The sequence below is a fragment of the Streptomyces sp. CA-288835 genome (assembly GCF_050936385.1).
GTDB lineage: Bacteria > Actinomycetota > Actinomycetes > Streptomycetales > Streptomycetaceae > Streptomyces.
The window spans coordinates 7,622,839-7,640,779 of sequence record NZ_JBNJMW010000001.1 but is presented as its reverse complement, the minus strand read 5'-3'; the positions used below and the strand labels follow the sequence as shown (position 1 = coordinate 7,640,779).

The 17,941-nt window shown below is 68.3% G+C and carries 14 protein-coding genes; 6 read left to right on the top strand and 8 right to left on the bottom strand.

Features of this window, described 5'->3' with window-relative positions:
- Positions 1 to 199 precede the first annotated feature (199 nt).
- Positions 200 to 1,747 (top strand): DUF1996 domain-containing protein, encoded by a 1,548-nt coding sequence (locus ACQEVY_RS34465; protein WP_432953277.1) that lies wholly within the window; start codon positions 200 to 202, stop codon positions 1,745 to 1,747.
- Positions 1,748 to 1,860: 113 nt separating this feature from the next.
- Here ACQEVY_RS34465 and ACQEVY_RS34460 read toward each other — a convergent pair whose 3' ends face one another.
- Positions 1,861 to 2,292 carry a hypothetical protein gene (locus ACQEVY_RS34460; protein WP_432953276.1) on the bottom strand — a complete coding sequence of 144 codons (432 nt, stop codon included), beginning with the start codon at positions 2,290 to 2,292 and terminating at the stop codon, positions 1,861 to 1,863.
- A gap of 264 nt (positions 2,293 to 2,556) precedes the next feature.
- Between ACQEVY_RS34460 and ACQEVY_RS34455 the strand changes: the two genes are divergently transcribed.
- Positions 2,557 to 3,252 carry a TetR/AcrR family transcriptional regulator gene (locus tag ACQEVY_RS34455; RefSeq protein ID WP_328772148.1) on the top strand — a complete coding sequence of 232 codons (696 nt, stop codon included), beginning with the start codon at positions 2,557 to 2,559 and terminating at the stop codon, positions 3,250 to 3,252.
- A 31-nt stretch (positions 3,253 to 3,283) separates the two neighbouring features.
- Here ACQEVY_RS34455 and ACQEVY_RS34450 read toward each other — a convergent pair whose 3' ends face one another.
- The 3 genes from ACQEVY_RS34450 to ACQEVY_RS34440 form a co-directional block, all read right to left on the bottom strand.
- Positions 3,284 to 3,637, bottom strand: a complete 354-nt coding sequence (locus ACQEVY_RS34450) for a 5-carboxymethyl-2-hydroxymuconate Delta-isomerase (protein ID WP_432953275.1) — start codon at positions 3,635 to 3,637, stop codon at positions 3,284 to 3,286.
- A 28-nt stretch (positions 3,638 to 3,665) separates the two neighbouring features.
- Positions 3,666 to 6,455 (bottom strand): pullulanase-type alpha-1,6-glucosidase, encoded by a 2,790-nt coding sequence (gene pulA / locus ACQEVY_RS34445; protein WP_432953274.1) that lies wholly within the window; start codon positions 6,453 to 6,455, stop codon positions 3,666 to 3,668.
- Positions 6,456 to 6,594: 139 nt separating this feature from the next.
- Entirely contained in the window at positions 6,595 to 7,977 is a 1,383-nt protein-coding gene (locus ACQEVY_RS34440; protein ID WP_432953273.1) for an alpha-amylase, read from the bottom strand.
- Between the two features lie 481 nt (positions 7,978 to 8,458).
- On the opposite strand from ACQEVY_RS34440, the gene ACQEVY_RS34435 reads away from it, so the two are divergent.
- Entirely contained in the window at positions 8,459 to 9,139 is a 681-nt protein-coding gene (locus tag ACQEVY_RS34435; protein WP_432955560.1) for an ABC transporter ATP-binding protein, read from the top strand.
- Positions 9,136 to 11,439, top strand: a complete 2,304-nt coding sequence (locus ACQEVY_RS34430; RefSeq protein WP_432953272.1) for an ABC transporter permease — start codon at positions 9,136 to 9,138, stop codon at positions 11,437 to 11,439. The genes ACQEVY_RS34435 and ACQEVY_RS34430 overlap by 4 nt, the downstream gene beginning before the upstream one ends.
- A 263-nt stretch (positions 11,440 to 11,702) precedes the next feature.
- Here ACQEVY_RS34430 and ACQEVY_RS34425 read toward each other — a convergent pair whose 3' ends face one another.
- Together ACQEVY_RS34425 and ACQEVY_RS34420 are read right to left on the bottom strand one after the other, a co-directional pair.
- Positions 11,703 to 12,782 carry a CU044_5270 family protein gene (locus ACQEVY_RS34425; protein WP_432953271.1) on the bottom strand — a complete coding sequence of 360 codons (1,080 nt, stop codon included), beginning with the start codon at positions 12,780 to 12,782 and terminating at the stop codon, positions 11,703 to 11,705.
- Positions 12,779 to 13,459 carry an RNA polymerase sigma factor gene (locus ACQEVY_RS34420; RefSeq protein WP_432953270.1) on the bottom strand — a complete coding sequence of 227 codons (681 nt, stop codon included), beginning with the start codon at positions 13,457 to 13,459 and terminating at the stop codon, positions 12,779 to 12,781. The genes ACQEVY_RS34425 and ACQEVY_RS34420 overlap by 4 nt, the downstream gene beginning before the upstream one ends.
- 247 nt (positions 13,460 to 13,706) lie before the next feature.
- On the opposite strand from ACQEVY_RS34420, the gene ACQEVY_RS34415 reads away from it, so the two are divergent.
- The gene (locus ACQEVY_RS34415) at positions 13,707 to 14,753 is read left to right on the top strand and encodes a hypothetical protein (protein WP_432953269.1); all 1,047 of its coding nucleotides are present in this window, start codon (positions 13,707 to 13,709) and stop codon (positions 14,751 to 14,753) included.
- Positions 14,754 to 14,910: 157 nt separating this feature from the next.
- Here ACQEVY_RS34415 and ACQEVY_RS34410 read toward each other — a convergent pair whose 3' ends face one another.
- The gene (locus tag ACQEVY_RS34410; protein ID WP_432953268.1) at positions 14,911 to 15,288 is read right to left on the bottom strand and encodes a winged helix-turn-helix transcriptional regulator; all 378 of its coding nucleotides are present in this window, start codon (positions 15,286 to 15,288) and stop codon (positions 14,911 to 14,913) included.
- 140 nt (positions 15,289 to 15,428) lie between these two features.
- On the opposite strand from ACQEVY_RS34410, the gene ACQEVY_RS34405 reads away from it, so the two are divergent.
- Entirely contained in the window at positions 15,429 to 16,310 is an 882-nt protein-coding gene (locus ACQEVY_RS34405; RefSeq protein ID WP_432953267.1) for an NAD(P)-dependent oxidoreductase, read from the top strand.
- A gap of 27 nt (positions 16,311 to 16,337) precedes the next feature.
- Here ACQEVY_RS34405 and ACQEVY_RS34400 read toward each other — a convergent pair whose 3' ends face one another.
- A complete protein-coding gene (locus ACQEVY_RS34400; protein WP_432953266.1) occupies positions 16,338 to 17,822 on the bottom strand; it encodes an AAA family ATPase in 1,485 nt (494 codons plus the stop codon).
- Positions 17,823 to 17,941 lie beyond the last annotated feature (119 nt).

Genomic DNA, 17,941 nt, shown 5'->3' with positions numbered 1-17,941 from the left:
ACTGAACAAGAGTCAGCGTTACCCACTCAACTGCCGTTGAAACAGGGGGTTCTGGGCCCCTTCCGCCGGAATTGCTCCACCAATCTCTCACCAATTTCTGATGCCGCTGAACACCCCATGAGCCCCTTGCGTATTGAACGACGCCGCTTCACCTCCTGTCGGGCGCCTCAATGCCCCGCAAGGAAGCCAGAGGAGTTCCATGGGACGCACGAACCGAAAACGCCGCTCAACGCTCGCCAACCGGGCGATAGCCGCATCGGCGGCTCTCGCGCTGGGTGGCGGCGGCTTGCTCGCGGCCAATATCTACGCATCGGCGGGTGAGGAGAACTCACAGCAGAACGCGCAGACGACTGCCGCAGGGGTGGCAACGATCAAATGCCCGGACGTCGGTCAGGCTCTGACCGATGTGCCGGACGGCGCCCGCCAGGGTGTCGACCAGGAGCTGGCGAAGCTCGACCAGCAGGTCTCGGAGGCCTACACGCGTCTCGCGGACACGCGTCAGGCTCAGGCCGGTGACTCCAGCTACGTCGACAACGCCATTCTCGGCCCGCTGAAGTCCAAGCGGGCGGCCGCCATTGACCGGATGAACATCAACATCCGGAACGCGGGCGGCCAGCCTCCGCAGGGTGCCGAGCAGATGGCCCAGTGCGAGGGTGTGCCGGCCGACCAGATCAACAACGGTGGAGACCAGGGCCAGGACCAGGCCGATGGCCAGGATCAGAACCAGGGCGATGGCCAGGATCAGGGTCAGGACCAGGGTGACGGTCAGGACCAGGGCCAGGACCAAGGTGACGGTCAGGACCAGGGCCAGCAAGGCGGCCCGGTGGCGGCCGACTTCCAGGACATCACCCAGGTTCAGCCGAACGGCGGCCCGCAGGGTGTGAACGGAAACGGGCTCCCCGCGAACGGCGACTCCGGTTCTACGGGCACCTTCACCACGAGCTGTGGCACCAACGGGAACGACAACCACAACTCGGACAACGTGATCGTCGCTCCGGGTGTCGACAACGGTGCGCAGCACACGCACGACTACGTCGGCAACCAGGACAACGACGCCTTCACCAGCGACGAGGAGTTCCTCCAGGCCGACACCAGCTGCGAGAACCAGGGCGACAAGTCGTCGTACTACTGGCCGGTGCTGCGCCTGCAGAACGGTGAGGACGAGTTCGACGCCAACGACCTCGGTGGCGGTGCCGAAGGCAACATCGGCCCGATCCAAGAACCCGTCGAGGCGGAGCTGAAGTTCGTCGGCAACAAGACGAGCGACGTCGTCGCGATGCCGCAGGCCCTGCGCATCATCACCGGTGACGCCAAGGCCTTCTCCAACGGCCTCGCCAACGCCAACACGAACTGGAGCTGCACCGGCTTCGAGGACCGGCAGCTGACGGACAAGTACCCGATCTGCCCCGAGGGCAGCTCCGTGGTGCGGACGTCCAACTTCCAGAGCTGCTGGGACGGCCAGAACATCGACAGCGCCAACCACCGTGACCACGTGGCCTTCGTGAACGAGGACGGTAGCTGCGACAACGGCTTCCAGGCCATCCCCCAGCTCCAGGCCCGTCTGGTCTACGACGTTCCGGCGCCGCAGATCGAGAACGGACAGCTCGTGAACCCGTTCGCGGTGGACGGCTTCCCGACTGAGCTGCACAAGCCGATCACCGACCACAACGACTTCATCAACTTCTTCGACGAGGAGACGATGAACCAGGTGGTCGAGTGCATCAACAGCGGTCAGGACTGCCAGTAGCACAGTAGGCAGTAAGCAGTAGAAAGCCGGCGGTGGGATTCCCACCGCCGGCTTTCGCTTGCCCTCGAAGTGCGCCGGACCCGGGCGGCCAGCCGTGCTGACCGCCCTTGCGGTCAGCCGTGGTGACCGCCCTTGTTGTGACTGCCACCGGGGTTCATGTGTTCGGACCCCTCCTCCATGATCCCGCCGAGCTGGCCGCGCAGCGCCGTGACCGTCTTCTCCTTGCCGATGGCGACCCACTTGCGGCCGACGAGGTAGTAGCCGCCGTAGTCCTTCGCCGAGTTCAGCCACTCGCGCTGACCGCGGTCGGTGGCGAACGTCGCGAGGATGAACTTGTCCCCGGAGTTCTTGCAGATGGCCTGCCGGATCGTGTCCTCGTCCATCTGCATGTTCGGCTTGCAGCCGGCCTGGCCCGCGATCTTCTCCAGACTTCCGGTCGCGGTCGCGGGGACCTTCTCCCCGCCGTCGTCCGAGCCGCAGCCGGTCAGCAGCACCAGCGCGGCGGCTGCTCCGGCCGCGGCCAGACTGTGTCGCGTCAACCTCATCTTTTCCTCCGGTCACGTCCGGCGACATGTACTCCACGCCGCAGAGAGCCCCGGCAAGGGCCCTGTACTCGATACGGCTCCCGGGCGCCCCACGCTCAATCGGGCCCCCCACCGAACCACACCCGGCCCCGGCGGCCAACTCCCGCGGACGCCCACCCGACGCCCACCGGACGCCCACAGACACACGCAGCTGGGCGCTGGACATGTGAACACCCTTACGGCACCGTCCCGTTGGAGGCCGGATTCGATCGGTAAGGTGTTCGCATGACAACCGGGGTACAGGTACGCCGCAGGATGGGTGTCGAGGAACGACGGCAGCAGTTGATCGGCGTCGCCCTCGAGCTGTTCAGCCGACGCTCGCCCGACGAGGTCTCCATCGACGAGATAGCCTCGGCCGCCGGTATCTCCCGGCCTCTGGTCTACCACTACTTTCCCGGCAAACTCAGCCTGTACGAGGCGGCGTTGAAGCGTGCCGCCGACGATCTGGCCACCCGGTTCGTGGAACCGCGGGAAGGCCCGCTGGGCACGCGGCTGCTGCGGGTGATGCGCCGGTACTTCGACTTCGTCGACGAGCACGGACCCGGATTCTCGGCGCTGATGCGAGGCGGCCCGGCGGTCGGCTCCTCCGCCACCAACGCCCTCGTCGACGGCGTACGACAGGCCGCGTACCTGCAGATACTGGCGCATCTGGACATCGACCGGCCGCCCGCCCGCCTGGAACTGGTCATCCGCTCCTGGATTTCCCTCGCCGAGTCGACGGCCCTGATCTGGCTGGACGGCCGCCGCATCCCCCGCGCCGAACTGGAAGCACAGCTCGTCCACGACTTCGCGGCGCTGGCGGCGGTGAGCGCGGCGTACGACGACGAGATGGCGAATCTGCTGCGCCGCATGCTCAAGGACGAGCCGGCCGAGGGCCCGTTCATGGACCTCGTCGGTCGGCTCGTAGCGCTCGCGTCGTAGCTCTGCCCCTACGCCCCTACTCGCTCTGCCCCTACTCCTCGAATTTGGTGTACGAGGCGTCCAGGTCCCGCACCTCCGCGGAAGCGTGCAGCGTGACCCCGGCGGGCTTCACATGGGCCCGTAGCAGCTCCAGCGTCCGCTCGGTCAGCGCCGCCTTCGTCTCCTCGGTACGACCGGGCAGCAGCGCGATCATGACATGCACCAGCGCGTGCCCCTCCGCCTCCCCGCCGATCACCAGGTCCTCTGTCGGCCGGAACCGCGTCTTGCACGCCGGGAGCTTCGCGGCGGCCGTCTCCACCACCATCGTGTGCAGCGCGAGCGCGAAGCCCTTCCGGTCGAAGGTGTCGGCAAGCGGCGCCGAGTAGTCGACGGTGATCTGCGGCATGGGCACTCCTGTTCTACGGCTCTTGCCGTCAGCCTAGCTGGTGGCCTGCGGCCTGCGAGAAGACGGCGACACTGCGGGCCGGGACAGCGAAGGTGCCGGACTCCGGCTCGTACGACGAACCCTTGACGACCGGGTCCGAGCCCGCGGCCTGCACCGGATGCAGCGCGTACGGCTTCCCCGTGAGCGCCGCGATCTGCTGGGTCTGCCGCTCGGGCGTCGCGTTGAAGACGACGACCAGATCGCCGAGCCGCATCGTGATCACTCCGGGCGTCTCGTCCCTGCCGCCGGACAGCGGGAAGGACAGCTGGGACTGCACCTGCCCGGCGGTGGAGAGCCCGAAGACGCTCTCGCTCGTACGGATCTTCAGCAGGTCCCGGTACGCGGCCGAGGTGCCCTCGATCTGCAGGCAGCCCACTTCGATGGAGCCCAACAGAGGCTTGGCGTAAGCCCACTTGGACTGATTGTCGGCGGCCATCGGCAGGCCGCGTCCGAAGCCGTTGCCGTCCCGGCAGTCCCAGTGGATCGCGTTGAACCAGTCGCCGCTGTCGTACGAGTTGCGGTCCAGGGACTTGGAACGCAGCAGGTCGGTGCCCGCCTGGGAGAGCGCCGGTCCCTGCGAGAGAGTCGCCGTGGCCATGGCGAGGACCTGCATACGAGCGCGGTCGGCCGCACTCGTCGAGGACGGCAGCTTGAAGGCAAGCGCGTCGAACAGCGACTCGTTGTCGTGCGCGTCCACGTAGGCGAGGGCGTCGCCGGGCGCGTCCGCGTACCCGGCGGGCGCCCCGTTGTAGTCGACCTCGGAGCCCTTGACCTGCCTGCCGCTGGAGTCGGTGAAGCGGTAGTCGGCGAGGTTGCCGGAGAGCCCCACCTTGATCAGGTCCTGGTAGTGCAGCAGACGGGCCTTCTGCTCGTCCGAAGTTCCGTTGTTGGCAGAGGAGTTGGGGTCGGTGAAGAGCCCGGAGGCGAAGCCCTGGACGCCCGGGTCCTCGTCGAACGGGCCGCCGCCGCGCACCGCGTCACGCGCCCGATCGGAGAAGGTCGCGATGCCGGTGCCCGCCATGTTCTTCTGCGTGGCCTGGACAAAGCGGGCATCGTCGGCGACTTCGCCGAAGTTCCAGCCCTCGCCGTAGAGGATGATCGCCTTGCCGTCGACGCCGTCCTTCTCGAGGGTGAGCGCGTCGAGGGCCTTGCGTACGGCGAGGATGTTGGCCTTCGGGTGGTGGCCCATGAGATCGAAGCGAAAGCCGTCGACCTTGTACTGCTTGGCCCAGGTGACGATCGAGTCGACGACCAGCTTGCCCATCATGGCGTTCTCAGGTGCGGTGTTGGCGCAACAGGTGGAGGTGGCCACGGAGCCGTCGGCGAGCAGCCGCTGGTAGTAGCCGGGCACGATCTTGTCGAGCACGGAGGTGCCGGACTGGCCGCTGGAGGTGGTGTGGTTGTAGACCACGTCCATGACGACCCGAAGCCCGTCCTCATTGAGGGACTTGACCATCTTCCGGAACTCGACCGTACGGTCCGTACCTTCGGGATCAGTGGCGTACGAGCCCTCCGGCACCGTGTAGTGGTACGGGTCGTAGCCCCAGTTGTACGCGTCCTTCGCGGCGATCTTCGCCACGCACTCCTGCTGCTGGTCGGAGTCGGCCGGGTACGAGGCGAGTTCGCAGCCGGGGGCCGCCTGGTTGTCCTTCGCCTCCGGGATGGTGGCGATGTCGAAGGCGGGCAGGAGATGGACGTACGAAGTCCCGGCCTGCGCAAGCTTCTTGAGGTGCCGGGAGCCGTCGCTGTGCTTGTCGGTGAAGGCCAGGTAGGTGCCGGGGTGCTTCGCCGTCCTGTCCTCGACGGAGAAGTCCCGGATGTGCAGCTCCTGGATCTGGGCGTCCTTGAGCGGGACGGCCTTCGGCTTCCTCAGGCCCGACCAGCCGCTCGGGGCAAGGGACTTGTCGGCGAGGTCGACGACGAGGCTGCGCTCGGAGTCGGTGGTCAGAGCGAGGGAGTAGGGGTCGGTGACCTTGTTGGTGACGACCTTCTGGACGGTGGGCGCCCAGACCTTCACGACGTACCGATAGGGCTTGTTCTTCCAGGACTTGGGACCGGTGACCGACCAGACGCCGGTGTCGCGGTCCCGCTTCATCGGCACGGGGGCGGCCTTCTCGCCGATCTCCAGTGACACGTTTTGGGCGGTGGGCGCCCAGAGGGAGAGCGTGGGCCTGCCCTTGCGGAACACCGGGCCGAGGTCCGCGTCCGTCGCGTCGTACAGATCGTCGAGTACGCCTGCGATTTGCACCCCCGTCTCGGCCACCACGGCGCCGTTGGCGGCCAGTTGGGTGGCGACGATGCGGCCTCGTAGGGCCTCTCGGACCCGGTCGCGGTCGCGTGGGTCGACGGACCAGGCGGTGTACTTCGCCAGGTGCGGGAACTCCTCCTTCTGCGCTTCGGTGAGCTCGCTCCCCCGCAGCCGCAGGCGGCGCGCGTCGGAGAGGTCGCCGTCATGGGCGTACAGCAGCTGCGTGGAAGCGGCCGACTTGGCGCCGTTCCAGGCGACGGTGTTCGCGTCGAGCCAGACGGCCTCGGCCTTGGGGGCGGCCTTGGTGTCGGCTTTGGGGTCTGCTTCGGTGTCGCGGGTGAGGTCGTGGCGTGCGGGCTCGGCGGCGGGCCTGGCGCCGGACGGCGGCGCAGGCGGAGGCGGGGTGTTCGCGTGCGCCGCGAGGGCTGCCTGGACGAGCACTGCGGCCAGCGCGGTCACGGTGACCGCAGCGACTCGGCTGGTACGGGCGGTACGGCGCTGCGGCGACGCCGGTTGCCATCTCGGTATCACGGATGTGGACTCCTTGCGATGACGGCTCTCGTGGGTCCGACCCCGAGCGACCGTATCGCCGCCGAAAGGCTTGCTGCAATACTTCTGAAACCACAGGAAAGAACTTTCAGCAGTTGTAGTCGCTGCTGGCTGCGGTGGCTCAGCAGCTCGGCTTTCCGGCGTGAATCGCCAGGGCCGTATTGGAACCGAGGGTCGCTGTGAACCGCCCCGAACTGTCCACGGTGACGGTCGTGTTGCTCTGCACGTCGCAGTACGTGCCCGCCGCGAGCGAGGTCTGGTAGGTCCGGGTGAGGGAACTCGACTCGTGATTGATCGCGACGTACCCCTTGTCACCCCGCCCGAAGGCGATCGCGTCGCCCCCGTTGTCCCACCAATTGGTGACGGGCTCGCCGCGGGTGGCGTTGCGGAAGGCGACCATCGACTTGATCTCCGGCCAGGCGTGCTGGCACTTCCAGCCGTCCTGCCAACAGGCGCTGACCGCACCGCCGTTGGGCGGGCCGGCGTCCGTGGACGAGAACTCGTAGCCGGAGTTGATGTCGGGCGCGCCGTAGGGATAGGCCAGCATGAAGACGTTGGCGAGGGTGTAGTTGGCATTGTCTTTGTAGCTGAGGGTGGAGCCGTTGCGCTCGGTGTCGTGGTTGTCGACGAAGACGCCGGAGACGCCGCTGCTCATGTAGCCCCAGCCCTCGCCGTAGTTCTTGAGGTAGGCGAGGTTCTCGCTGTTGAACACGCGCTTGAGGTCGTACGCGTACCGGAACTCCTGGACGTCCCCGTTGCCCGTGTACTCGGTGGGCTGGACGGCTTCTCCACTGCCGTAGATGACCTCCTGCTTCCAGTACGCGTCCGGATTGCTCAGCCGCGACTTGATGGCGGCGAGGTCGCCCGCCGGGATGTGCTTGGCCGCGTCGATACGGAAGCCGTCGACGCCGTAGCCGAGCAGCTTGTTCATGTAGCCGGCGATGGCGGAACGTACGTACTCCTCGCTCGTGTCCAGGTCGGCGAGGCCGAGGAGCTCGCAGTTCTGGACGTCGGCGCGGTTGGTGTAGTCGCTGATGCGCGAGGTGCAGTCGTTGAGGTCGTTCGACGAGTACAGGCCCGGGTAGTCGTACTTGCTGTACGTGGAGCCGCCGGTGCCGGTGCCGTTGTCCGCCGCCATGTGGTTGATGACGGTGTCGACGACGACCTTCACGCCCGCGCTGTGGCAGGCGGCGACCATGTCGGTGAAGTCGCCGGTGTTCCCGAGCCGTCCGGCGATCGCGTAACTGACCGGCTGGTACGAGGTCCACCACTGCGCGCCCTGGATGTGCTCGGCGGGCGGGGAGACCTGCACGTAGCCGTACCCGGCGGGGCCCAGCGTGCTGGCGCACTCCTTGGCGACCGAGTCGAAGTTCCACTCGAAGAGGACGGCGGTGACGTCCTTGCCACCGGGCGGCGACGCGGACGCGGTGCTCGCGGGGACGGCGAGCACGGCCGAGGCGGCCGCTACGAAGGCGAGGGTGCCGGAGAGAGATCTACTGGCCATGTGGGGTCCTTCTCCATCGAAGGTGGCGCATTGCGGGTGCCATGGAACAGCCGGTGAAGTTTCTTGCTGAAAGCTTGCAAGCCTGCGGTGCCGCAGATAGTAGAGGCCCACCTCCCGAAGCGGAAGCCGGGCCTCTGAAAATGCCGGAAACTTCTTGCAGGGGCTGCCAGTTGGCGACCCACCACGGTCCCGCGACCACCCGACCGGGGAGGCCCTCAACGGCATCCCGTTACGCCGGAAGAGCGGGGCGCCGCGCGAGCGACTAGGGAAGAAGCGACAGAGCGTTCCTCTGAACTTCCGCAACTGGGCCCCCGCAGCGCTACACCGACGACGCGTACAATCCGCGTCTGCCGTGACAAGGGGGCGTTCAACCCCGGCAGTTGTTCGGCCACTACGCACTACGACACGTAAGCGATAGCACATCGGCAAGTCTCGGGCCCAGGTTGACCACCTGGGCCCGGTCGCTTCTTTGGGGGAAGCCATCAGTACGTCAGAAGTCCTTTCTGCCAAGGGAGTTGATCTCTCTTACGGCAAGCAGCCGGCTGTCCGTGATGCCCATCTCTCGATCTCCCGAGGGGAGGTCGCCGTCATCACGGGGCAGAGTGGTTCGGGCAAGTCCTCGCTGCTCTACTGCCTCGCGGGAGTCTTGCCCCCCGCGCGCGGACAGGTGCGGTTCGAAGGACAGACGCTCAGCAGCCTCACCGACGAAGAGATCAGTGCGCTGCGCCGGGAACGCTTCGGTTTTGTCTTCCAGTACGGCGAGTTGCTGCCCGAGCTGACCATCGAGGAGAACACTGCTCTGCCGCTGCGCCTGGCCGGGCAGCGCAAGCGGCCTGCACTCACAGCCGCCGGTGAGGTGCTCGACCGGCTCGGGATCGGTGAATTGCGTGAGCGCCGCCCGTCGCAGGTGTCGGGTGGACAGAGTCAGCGCGTCGCGGTCGCCCGTGCCCTGGTCCACCGCCCGGCCGTCGTTTTCGCCGACGAGCCGACCGGGTCCCTGGACAGCGCCAACGCCTCTGCCGTACTGAAGGAGTTCCTCGACCTGGCACGCTCTCAGGGCACCGCCGTCATCCTGGTCACTCATGATCCCGCCGTCGCCGCGCAGGCCGACACCCACTACACGATGTCCGACGGCGTGCTCACCTCTCGGGGGGCGGCGTGAGGGAGTTCCTGCTCGGCCTGCGCCTGTTGTTCGGCGCCGGCCGCGGCAACCGCATACGTTTCTTCCTCATGGCGGTCGGCGGCTCCCTCGGAGTCTGCTGCCTCGCCCTCGTCCTCACCATTCCGCAGATCCTCGACGCACACGACGGCCGGGCCGCCGCACGACAGCCGGAGACCGCCTCGGCACAGCCCGCGGGTGCCACGCTGGTCCTCCAGCGCACCGACCCGTACGGGTCCAAGGGCTTCACCCGGGTGTTCATCGCCAAGGGGACCGAGAACACCAAGGACGCGGCCAAGGTCCCGCCAGGGCTGAAGGAACTCCCGGAGCCGGGCGAGGTGTTCGTCTCCCCCCGGGTACACGACCTGCTGCGTGACCAGCCCGCGGTCAAGGGACTCATGCCAGGCCGAGAGGCGGGTCTGATCGGCGCGGCAGGGCTCGCCCATCCCGACGAACTGTTCGCCTACGTCGGCACCACACGCGACAAGATTGCTGACGAGGGCCGCGCCCTGGAGAGCTTCGGATACAGCTACGCCCCCTCCCCGGCCATCGAACCCTCCACGCTCACCTACGTCCGCTTCGCCATGGGATCACTCGTACTGCTCCCGCTTGGCATCTTCCTTTCCGTCTGCGCCCGGCTCTCCGCGGCCAGCCGGAACCGCCGCCTCGCCTCCCTGCGTCTGCTGGGCCTGAGCACCAAGGGCACCCAGCGGGTCAACGCCGCCGAGAGCGTCGTAGCCGCGCTGCTTGGCGCGATCATCGGCCTCGGTGAGTACTGGGTCCTCAACCAGGTGATGACCCGGACCGGCCTGCCCAGCCTGAGGTGGTACCCGGACGATGGCGCGCCGTCCGCGACCACCATCGCCGTCTGTCTGATCGGCTGCCCGCTCCTGGCCTGGTTCGTCGGCCGGGCCAGCGCACGCGATGCCGCCGCCAATCCACTGGCGGTACGCCGCACCGCCGCACCCAAGCGCCCCACCAAGTGGGGTGGCCTGTTGCTGGTGACCGGCCTCGGAATCGTCGTCGGCTACTGCGCCACCGGCTTCACCGATCGCCCCGCAAACAGCATTGGCCTGAACGCACTCGTGATGCCGGCAGGCATTCTGCTGACGGGGCTGGGGCTCGTGCTGACGCTGCCCCTGATCTCGTACGCCCTCGCCCGCCGACTGGCGCGAACCACACAATCCCTCACCCTGAATCTGGCGATGCGGCGCAACGAGGTCGAGCCCGGCAGCACCATGCGCGTCGTCACCGGCCTCGTGCTGCTCGTCTTCTCCGCCTCCCTCGCCCAAGGCGTACTGATCCAACTGGACCAGGTCACCCGGCCGTCCGCTCCCGTGCAGGACTACTCCGTCGCCCTGCCCACTATCACCAGCGAGCAACAGCGCAGGCTCGCCGACGTATCGGGGGTACGGGCCCACGCCCTGGTGATGGACTCATGGACAGATCCCAATGACACCAGCTCCGAGATCCAGCCGCGGGCCACCGCCCTGGTGGCCACCTGCGCCCAACTGGCAAAGATGGCGCAGCACTCGGAAGGCTGTGTGGACGGGAAGGTACTGGTGCTCCACAACACGAACACGGGTGGGGATACGAGCATGCGCCCCGGAGCGTCCTTCACGTTCCACCTGCGGGAAGGCGGTCAGCGGAAGAGCTTGCCCATCACCCTCTCCTCCGACAAGGTCACGTATACGCCGTTCGATCCGTCCATGGCGAGCAACGCGACCGTACTCGTCCCTCCGTCCGACGTCCCTGAGGGCGCCCGCCCTGAGGCGGGGCAGTTCGGACAGTACGCCCTCACCAGCAGCTCCGATCCCGACGCGGTCCGCAAGGTCCTCGACGGCATCGCCGCCGTCGCCCCGATCGCCGAAGTCCAGCTGGTCGGCGTGAACATCGAGGGCCTCGAGCAGATCGCCGTCCTCGAAACCCTGCTCGCCGTCGGCATGATCATGGGCCTGGTCATCGGTACCGCGGCCTTCGTCGTCTCGGCCACCGACCGGGCCGTGGAGCGGCGCGCACAGGTCACCGCCGTCACGCTCATCGGCGCGCGGGCGCGGACGATGCGGGCCGCGCAGTGCGTGCAGGTCGTACTGCCGCTGAGCATCGGCCTCGCCCTGGCGCTTGTGACGGGCAAGCTCGCCGAGGCGTGCTATCTGATCACCGGAGGCAGCGAGATCTACTGGGACTTCGCCGGCCTCCCGGTGCTCGCGCTCGCGGCAGCGGGAGTGGCGGCCGTGTCCGTCCTCGGAACCCTGCCGCTCGTCGGGCGGCGCATCGACCCGGAACTGATCCGCCGCGACTGATCGTGCGCACTCGCCCGCACTCGCCCGACTGCGGTCACCGGCCCGACTTGCCCGGCCAGGCTTGCTCTGCCTCGAGCAAGCCTGGCCGGCGATGCGAGGCGCGGGACCGCCACGCGGTCCGGACCGGGATCTCGGAACCACGCATGGCACCCTGAGCGACGCGCTTCGGCTGTCCTTGAGGAGCCCGCGGCCCGTTTCCGGGCGGCGGGCACGGTGTCGGAGGCGCGGTCGCGTTGCGACCGCGTCCGGCCGGGCCGCAGGCGTTACTTCGTGGTGGAGCCGGGACGTTGGCGGTAGTCGTCGACGACGGCTCGCTTCAGGATGGCGGTCTCCTGCAGGACCGTGCCCTTCTTGCCCGTCTGGGTGTCCTTCGTCAGGTAGCTGCGTTCGCCGAGATAGGTGAGGGTGTCACGGTCGAAGATCCACTCGGTGGCCCACGACACCCGCTTGTCGACGCGGATGATGCCGACCCCGTGCCGGCCCGCCGGATCCACCGCGTCCTCGACCCGCTCGACCCCGGGGATCTTCGCCGCGGCACCGTACAGCGCGGCGGCGGTCCGCGGAGGCATGACCGACGCGTTCAGCAGTTCGCCGATCTCGTCGAAAACGGCCTGTGCCTTCTCCTCGCCCTTCTCCGGCTTCGTCAGGCGGTGGAGCTCCTCGAGCAGTTCGTCCGGGTCGGTGGGCAGGGACGCCAGCCACTTGTACGTGGGGCGGCCGACGCCCGCCGGGGTGCCGGGCGAACCCGGCGGCAGCAGTTCCCTGAGCGGGAAGTAGTCACCGTTCTCGTAGAACTCGGCCAGTTTCTTCACCGGGCCCGGCTTCTGTGACAGCCACGCCTCCCGCTCGCTCAGTCGCCCCGGCTCGCACGGGCCGTCCTCCTGGCACTCCGCTCCGGCTTGCAGGCTCTTGACGTAGACCAGCTGGTCGTCGCGTACGGGCGTGGCTTCCGACTTCGCGGCGACCTCGGCGATGCGGTCGAGCAGTACCACGGCGCTGTCGCCGCCGGACTCTTCCACGCCGCGGCCGGAATCCGTCCCGGTGACGAGGCCGACGGTCAGCGCCCCGGCCAGCGCCAGGGCCGCGGCGGGCATCCACAGTGCCGGGCGCGACAGCCGGATACGGGGCTGCCTCGCCTGCGAGTTCTCTCCGGATGCCTGGCCGGAGGACGTACGGCTCTTGTCGTCATCGATGAGCTGCATCAAACGGTCCTTGTGGTGGGAGTGGCGACCAGGAGGGACGTCCCGTTCGGGTGGGGGCGGGAGCAGCCGGGTCAGCTCCTCGCGCTCCTCGCCCTCACGCTCGGCCCGGATGGGGCTCGGCCCGGAGCCGGCGGCGTTCATCGGGGTCCCTCCTGAATCTCCTGGAACGGAATGGCCGCCAACGCGGCCTCACCTGGTAGCTCTCCGCGACGGCGCAGCGGTTCCGTATTGTTTGCGCGAGTTTCGTTGTTTGCTCGGGTTTCCGGCTTTTCTTCCCGTAACTGCTGATCGGTCAGCTTCCACAGCCTCGCCCGTGCCCTGGAGAGCCGTGAGCGCACGGTTCCCACCGGGACGCCCAGGGCCTCGGCCGCCTGCGCGTAGTCCAGGCCTGTCCATACGCACAGCGCCAGCACCTCCCGCTCCCCGCGCCGCAGACGGTCGTACACCTTCCGTACGGCGGCCAGCCGGCGGGCGTCGTCGAGACGGCCGGCGGTCTCGTCGGCGAAGTCCGCCACCGGGTCCGGTGCGGGACGGCGGGCCAGGAAGGCCAGACGGCGGCCGAGACCCCGGTTGGCGTTGCGGGACTTGTTCGTCGCCATGCCCAGCAGCCAGGGCTTCACCGTGCCGCCTTCCGGCTCCAGTTGCTCCCGGGTGCGCCAGGCGTCGAGGAAGGTGTCCGCCATCACCTCCTCGGCGGTCGACCAGTCGCCGGTCAGCCGGAAGGCATGGTTGTAGACGGTGCGCGCGTACTCCTCGTAGATCTCCGCGAAGGCCTCGCGGTCACCCGCCCGTATCCGCGCGCGCAAGCGGTCACTCATGTCCTATGCACCTCATACACCTCACACCCGTGACTCTCCGCCGGGTGCGGGTGGTTCCGGTGACCTGCGCCACAGACACTCTGGGCTGCCCGTGCACCTTCGGCCCGGTGGCTCACTCGGACCAGGACCCGCCCCGACCCGGAACCGCGCACGGCGCCTGAGCGACTTCAACAGTGCACTTCAACTGTGTACTTCGAGAGTGCACTTCAACTGTGCATCGGACGGACTGAGACATGGGGGCGCGCAGGTGAGTGAGACCGTGTACGCGGAGCAGTCCTGGAATCCGCTGGCCAGGACGGTCGAGCTGACCGAGGGCGGGCTGAAGGTGGGGAGCAGGACGACCCCGCCGGCAGAGTTGCACATGGTGGCCATGGCGGACGCGTATCTGCGGGGGCAGTGGCTCGGCGGCGGTGGCTCCGAGCGGCCGTTCGCGCATTTCCCCTCCGGTACCGGGGTCGTGCCGGTCACGCGTATCACCGGGTCCACGAAGCCGGTGAAGGCGCGTCGGGCGGCCGAATTCGCCCAGTTTCTTGGGGATATGGCGGTACATCATGCCGGTGGCCCGGCGGCGGTCAGTGCATTCGCCGACCGGGCGCGGGCGGAGGGTGTGCCCCTGTGGATGGCACGGCGTTTCGCCGACGGTCCGGGCGGGCCGATCACTGTGGCGGTGGACCGGCGGTCCGTGCGCGTCGACGTCTGGTCGCCGTCGGCCCCCGTGGTACGGATCCGGGCCCCGCACGGAGTGTCGGCCGACCGCAGGGACACCGGCCGGGGGCTGGTGCTGACGGTGGGCGAGGCGCCCGCCCTGCTGGCGGCCACCTCCGCCGTGCGCAAGTCGAAGCGTTCCGTGGTCGTCGAACTCCCGCAGCGCCGCTGGGAGTTGACGCGCGAGAACGCGCGGACCTCCCGCCTGACCTGCAACGGCCGTCCCGTAGCCCTCCTCACCCGCCCCCTGCCGGGCGCGGCCATGCCGGGCACGGCGCTTCTCCCCCTCGCGGACGTACGACACGACAGCCCCGACCCGCTGGATGCCGTCATTGCCCACACCTTCGCGGTCGCCTTCGGCCTCGGCGACGCGACAGGCACGGTCCGCTTCCGCGCCCGCCGGACCGCGTCCGCGGACGAGCCCGTCTGGGACCAGCCCTGGTTCACCAACCTGGGCTCCGGCAGCGACGACAACGGCTCCGGCGGCGGGTCCGGAGACGGCTGGGACGCGGGCAGCGGAGGCGGCGACGGCGACGGCGGTGGTGGTGGGGGCGGCGATGGTGGTGGCGGTGGAGGCGGCGGGGACTGACCTCGCAGGCCCACGGAGGACACCGCCAAGGCTCAAGCCACGCGGCGAGGGGTTGGGGGGCTGTTGCAGAAAATTGTGACACTTACCCGTGCAAGTGTCACAATTTCCCGCAACAGCCATGCCCCCCGAGGCACGCCGCCCCAGCACGCCGCCGTTCCTATCGCCGAACTGTCCCGTCGTCATCGACCGCGACCTTGTCGGCCCCGATCCGCTGTATGCGTTCGGTGCCCCAACTCCCCAGTGGGGCCAGCGCGGCGTTGAGGGAGATGCCGTGCTCGGTCAGGGAGTACTCGACCTTCGGGGGCACCTCTCGATACACCTCACGATGGACGAGCCCGTCTTCTTCCATCTCCCGTAGATGCTGAACCAGCATCTTCTCGCTGACGCCCGGCAGCCCGCGGCGCAGTTCGGCGAACCGCCGCGTCCCGTGGTGGTGCAACTCCCAGAGGATCAGTGACTTCCACTTGCCGGCGACCACGTCCATCGCCGCGTCGATGCCGCAGAAGTAGGGACCTCGTCGTGCCGGCGCTGCCATCCCGCTCCTCCCCAGAGGCACTTACCAAATGGTGAGTACCTGACTAATTAGTCCGTACTGGTCAACTCTAGCGGCGGCGGAGAGGATCGAGCCGAGGAGTCGAGAGCCGAAGAGCCGCAGACCACGAGGGGAACCGCGAAGTGACAGCGAACAACATCAACGACGTTCAGGTGAGCGTTCTCGGGCTGGGCGCGATGGGGACCGCCCTCGCAGAGGCGCTGGTGAAGGCCGGGTACGCGACGACCGTCTGGAACCGCTCCCCCGGCAAAGCGGAACGCCTCGTCGCGCGGGGAGCCAGCGCCGCCACCACGTCCGGCGACGCGGTCCGTGCCGGCGGGCTGGTGATCGTATGCCTGCTGGACCACGCCTCGGTCCATGAAGTACTCGATCCGCTCTCCGACGATCTCGCCGGGCGAACCCTGATCAACGTCACCACGACATCCCCGGCCCAGTCCCGGGAGCTGGCCGCCTGGGCAGCCCGTACCGGAGTCGCGTATTTGGACGGCGGCATCTTGGCCGTACCGCAGATGATCGGCCGGCCGGGGGCATCTGTCCTCTACAGCGGGTCGGCAGAGGTGTTCCATCAGCACAAGCCGCTGCTCGACCTCTGGGGATCCAGTACCTACTTCGGTGAGGATGCCGGGCTGGCGTCCCTGTACGACCTCGCCCTGCTCTCGGGCATGTACGTCATGTTCGCCGGATTCATGCACGGCGCCGCGATGGTCGCGCCGGCCGGTGTGACGGCGGGCGAGTTCGCCACCATGGCGGCGCCCTGGCTGACCGCCATGACCGGCGCCTTCCAGGAATTCGCCGAGGTCATCGACGGCGGGGACTACACCGTCGACGGGCAACAGAGCCTCAGGTTCTCCGACCTCGGCGACATCCTGACCGCCAGTTCCGAACAGGGCATCAGCACCGAGGTGGTGGCCACGGTCCAGCGCCTCATCCAACGCCAGATCGACGCAGGCCATGGAGAGGAAGGCTTCGCCCGGATCTTCGAGAGCATCCGCCAACTCGGCTGACACGCCGTGCCCCCACCTCATGACGGTTCATTCGCCGTTGTAGAGCCTGTCCGGACCCACGAGTTGGATGGTGGCGTCTTGTTCGGCGGCCTGATGGAGGTCCCCGGTAAAGCCTGCGCCGCTGAAGCAGATGAGGCGGGTCTGCTCCGGCGATGTGGCACCGCGGGCGTGGAGGAGTTCGCGGATGTGCTGGAGGCGTTCCAGGTGGCCGATGCCCATGGTGTCGTTCCACTTGGCTTCGCCGATGGCGAGCAGGGCTTCGCGGTCGGAGGCGTCGTCGTCCCCGTGGCCGAAGACGGCGACATCGACTTCGTGGCTGGTTCTGGCGGAGGGGTCGTTGACGGTGCCGGCCGCCACGCGCGTGGGGTGGCCGCCGTACGTTTCGGGGGCTGCGTGCCAGCGGGCCCATTCACGGCAGAGGGTCTCGAAGTGAGGGCCGAGGACCTTGCTGCGGAACGTGGCCTGGGCGCGCCGCCAGACGGTGGGGGCGCGGCCAGGACGTTCGAGGTCGCCCCAGTTGGGGCGCATGACGGAGTGGTAGAAGGTCACCAACGGTTCAGCGATGCGGTAGGCGGAGCGGTTACGGCGGAAGGCGTCAGGTTCATGGCGGATGAGGCCGACGTCTCCGAGCACGGTCAGCGGGTGGGCGAGGTCGGTGGCTTTGCGGCCGAGGTAGTCGGCGATGCCGCCGCGTGCGGCGTTTCCTGAGGCGATGGCTGCCAGTACGGAGTGGTAGAGCGCGGTGTCGTGAAGTTCGGGCTCTTCGGCGAGGAGGTAGCGGGCTTCGCGGAAAAGTGGGCGGCCGGGGTTGAGGACGGCACGGATGACCCAGTCGTCGAAGTCATCGGAGCCGGCGGGGGTGTCGCCCTGGGTGAATTCACGGCGGTAGGCGGGGGTGCCGCCGACAATGGCGTGCGTGAGGGCGGCGGTTCGGGGATCGGTGATGTCCCAGAACTGGGCGGCCAGGCGGTAGTCGAGGGTGGGAACGACGAGTTCGAGACCGGCACGACCGCGCAAGGGTGCGTTGCCGGACAGCAGCCTGCCCATGAAGGACAGGGCGGAGCCACACAGCAGGAGACGGAGCGGGGTGTTGTCATGGCGGGCGGCGGGGTCCAGGGCCCGCTGGATGATCGACGGCAAGGCCGGAGAGGCCTTGGCCAGGAAGGGGAACTCGTCGATCACGGCGATCGTGGGGCCGTCGGTGGCGATGCGCAGGAGGCGAGTGATGGCCTCGTCCCAGTGGGCGAAGCGAAAGGGGCCAGGCTCGCCACAGTAGACACCCAGGGCTTCGCCGAACTGTCGGAGCGCGTCGGCCTCGGTGGTCTCCGTGGCGGTGAACATAAAGCCGCCAGAGGCACGGGTGATCGCGTCGAGAAGGAACGTCTTGCCCTGACGACGCCGACCCGAGACGACCCCCAGGGCGGCCTCGCGACCGGGGTAGGTGGCGAACCGGGTCAGCTCGGTCCACTCGAAGTCCCGGTCGAACATCTCCGCAGGCTTGTCCAGCACCATCGGCTGCCCCTCATTACGTATAGGCCAGCTTATTATAGGTGCAACTATACAATCCCGGACGCGGGTAACGGCCCTGACCCCACCCGGCAGGGCCCGCCGCCCCGAACCGGGCGGCGGGC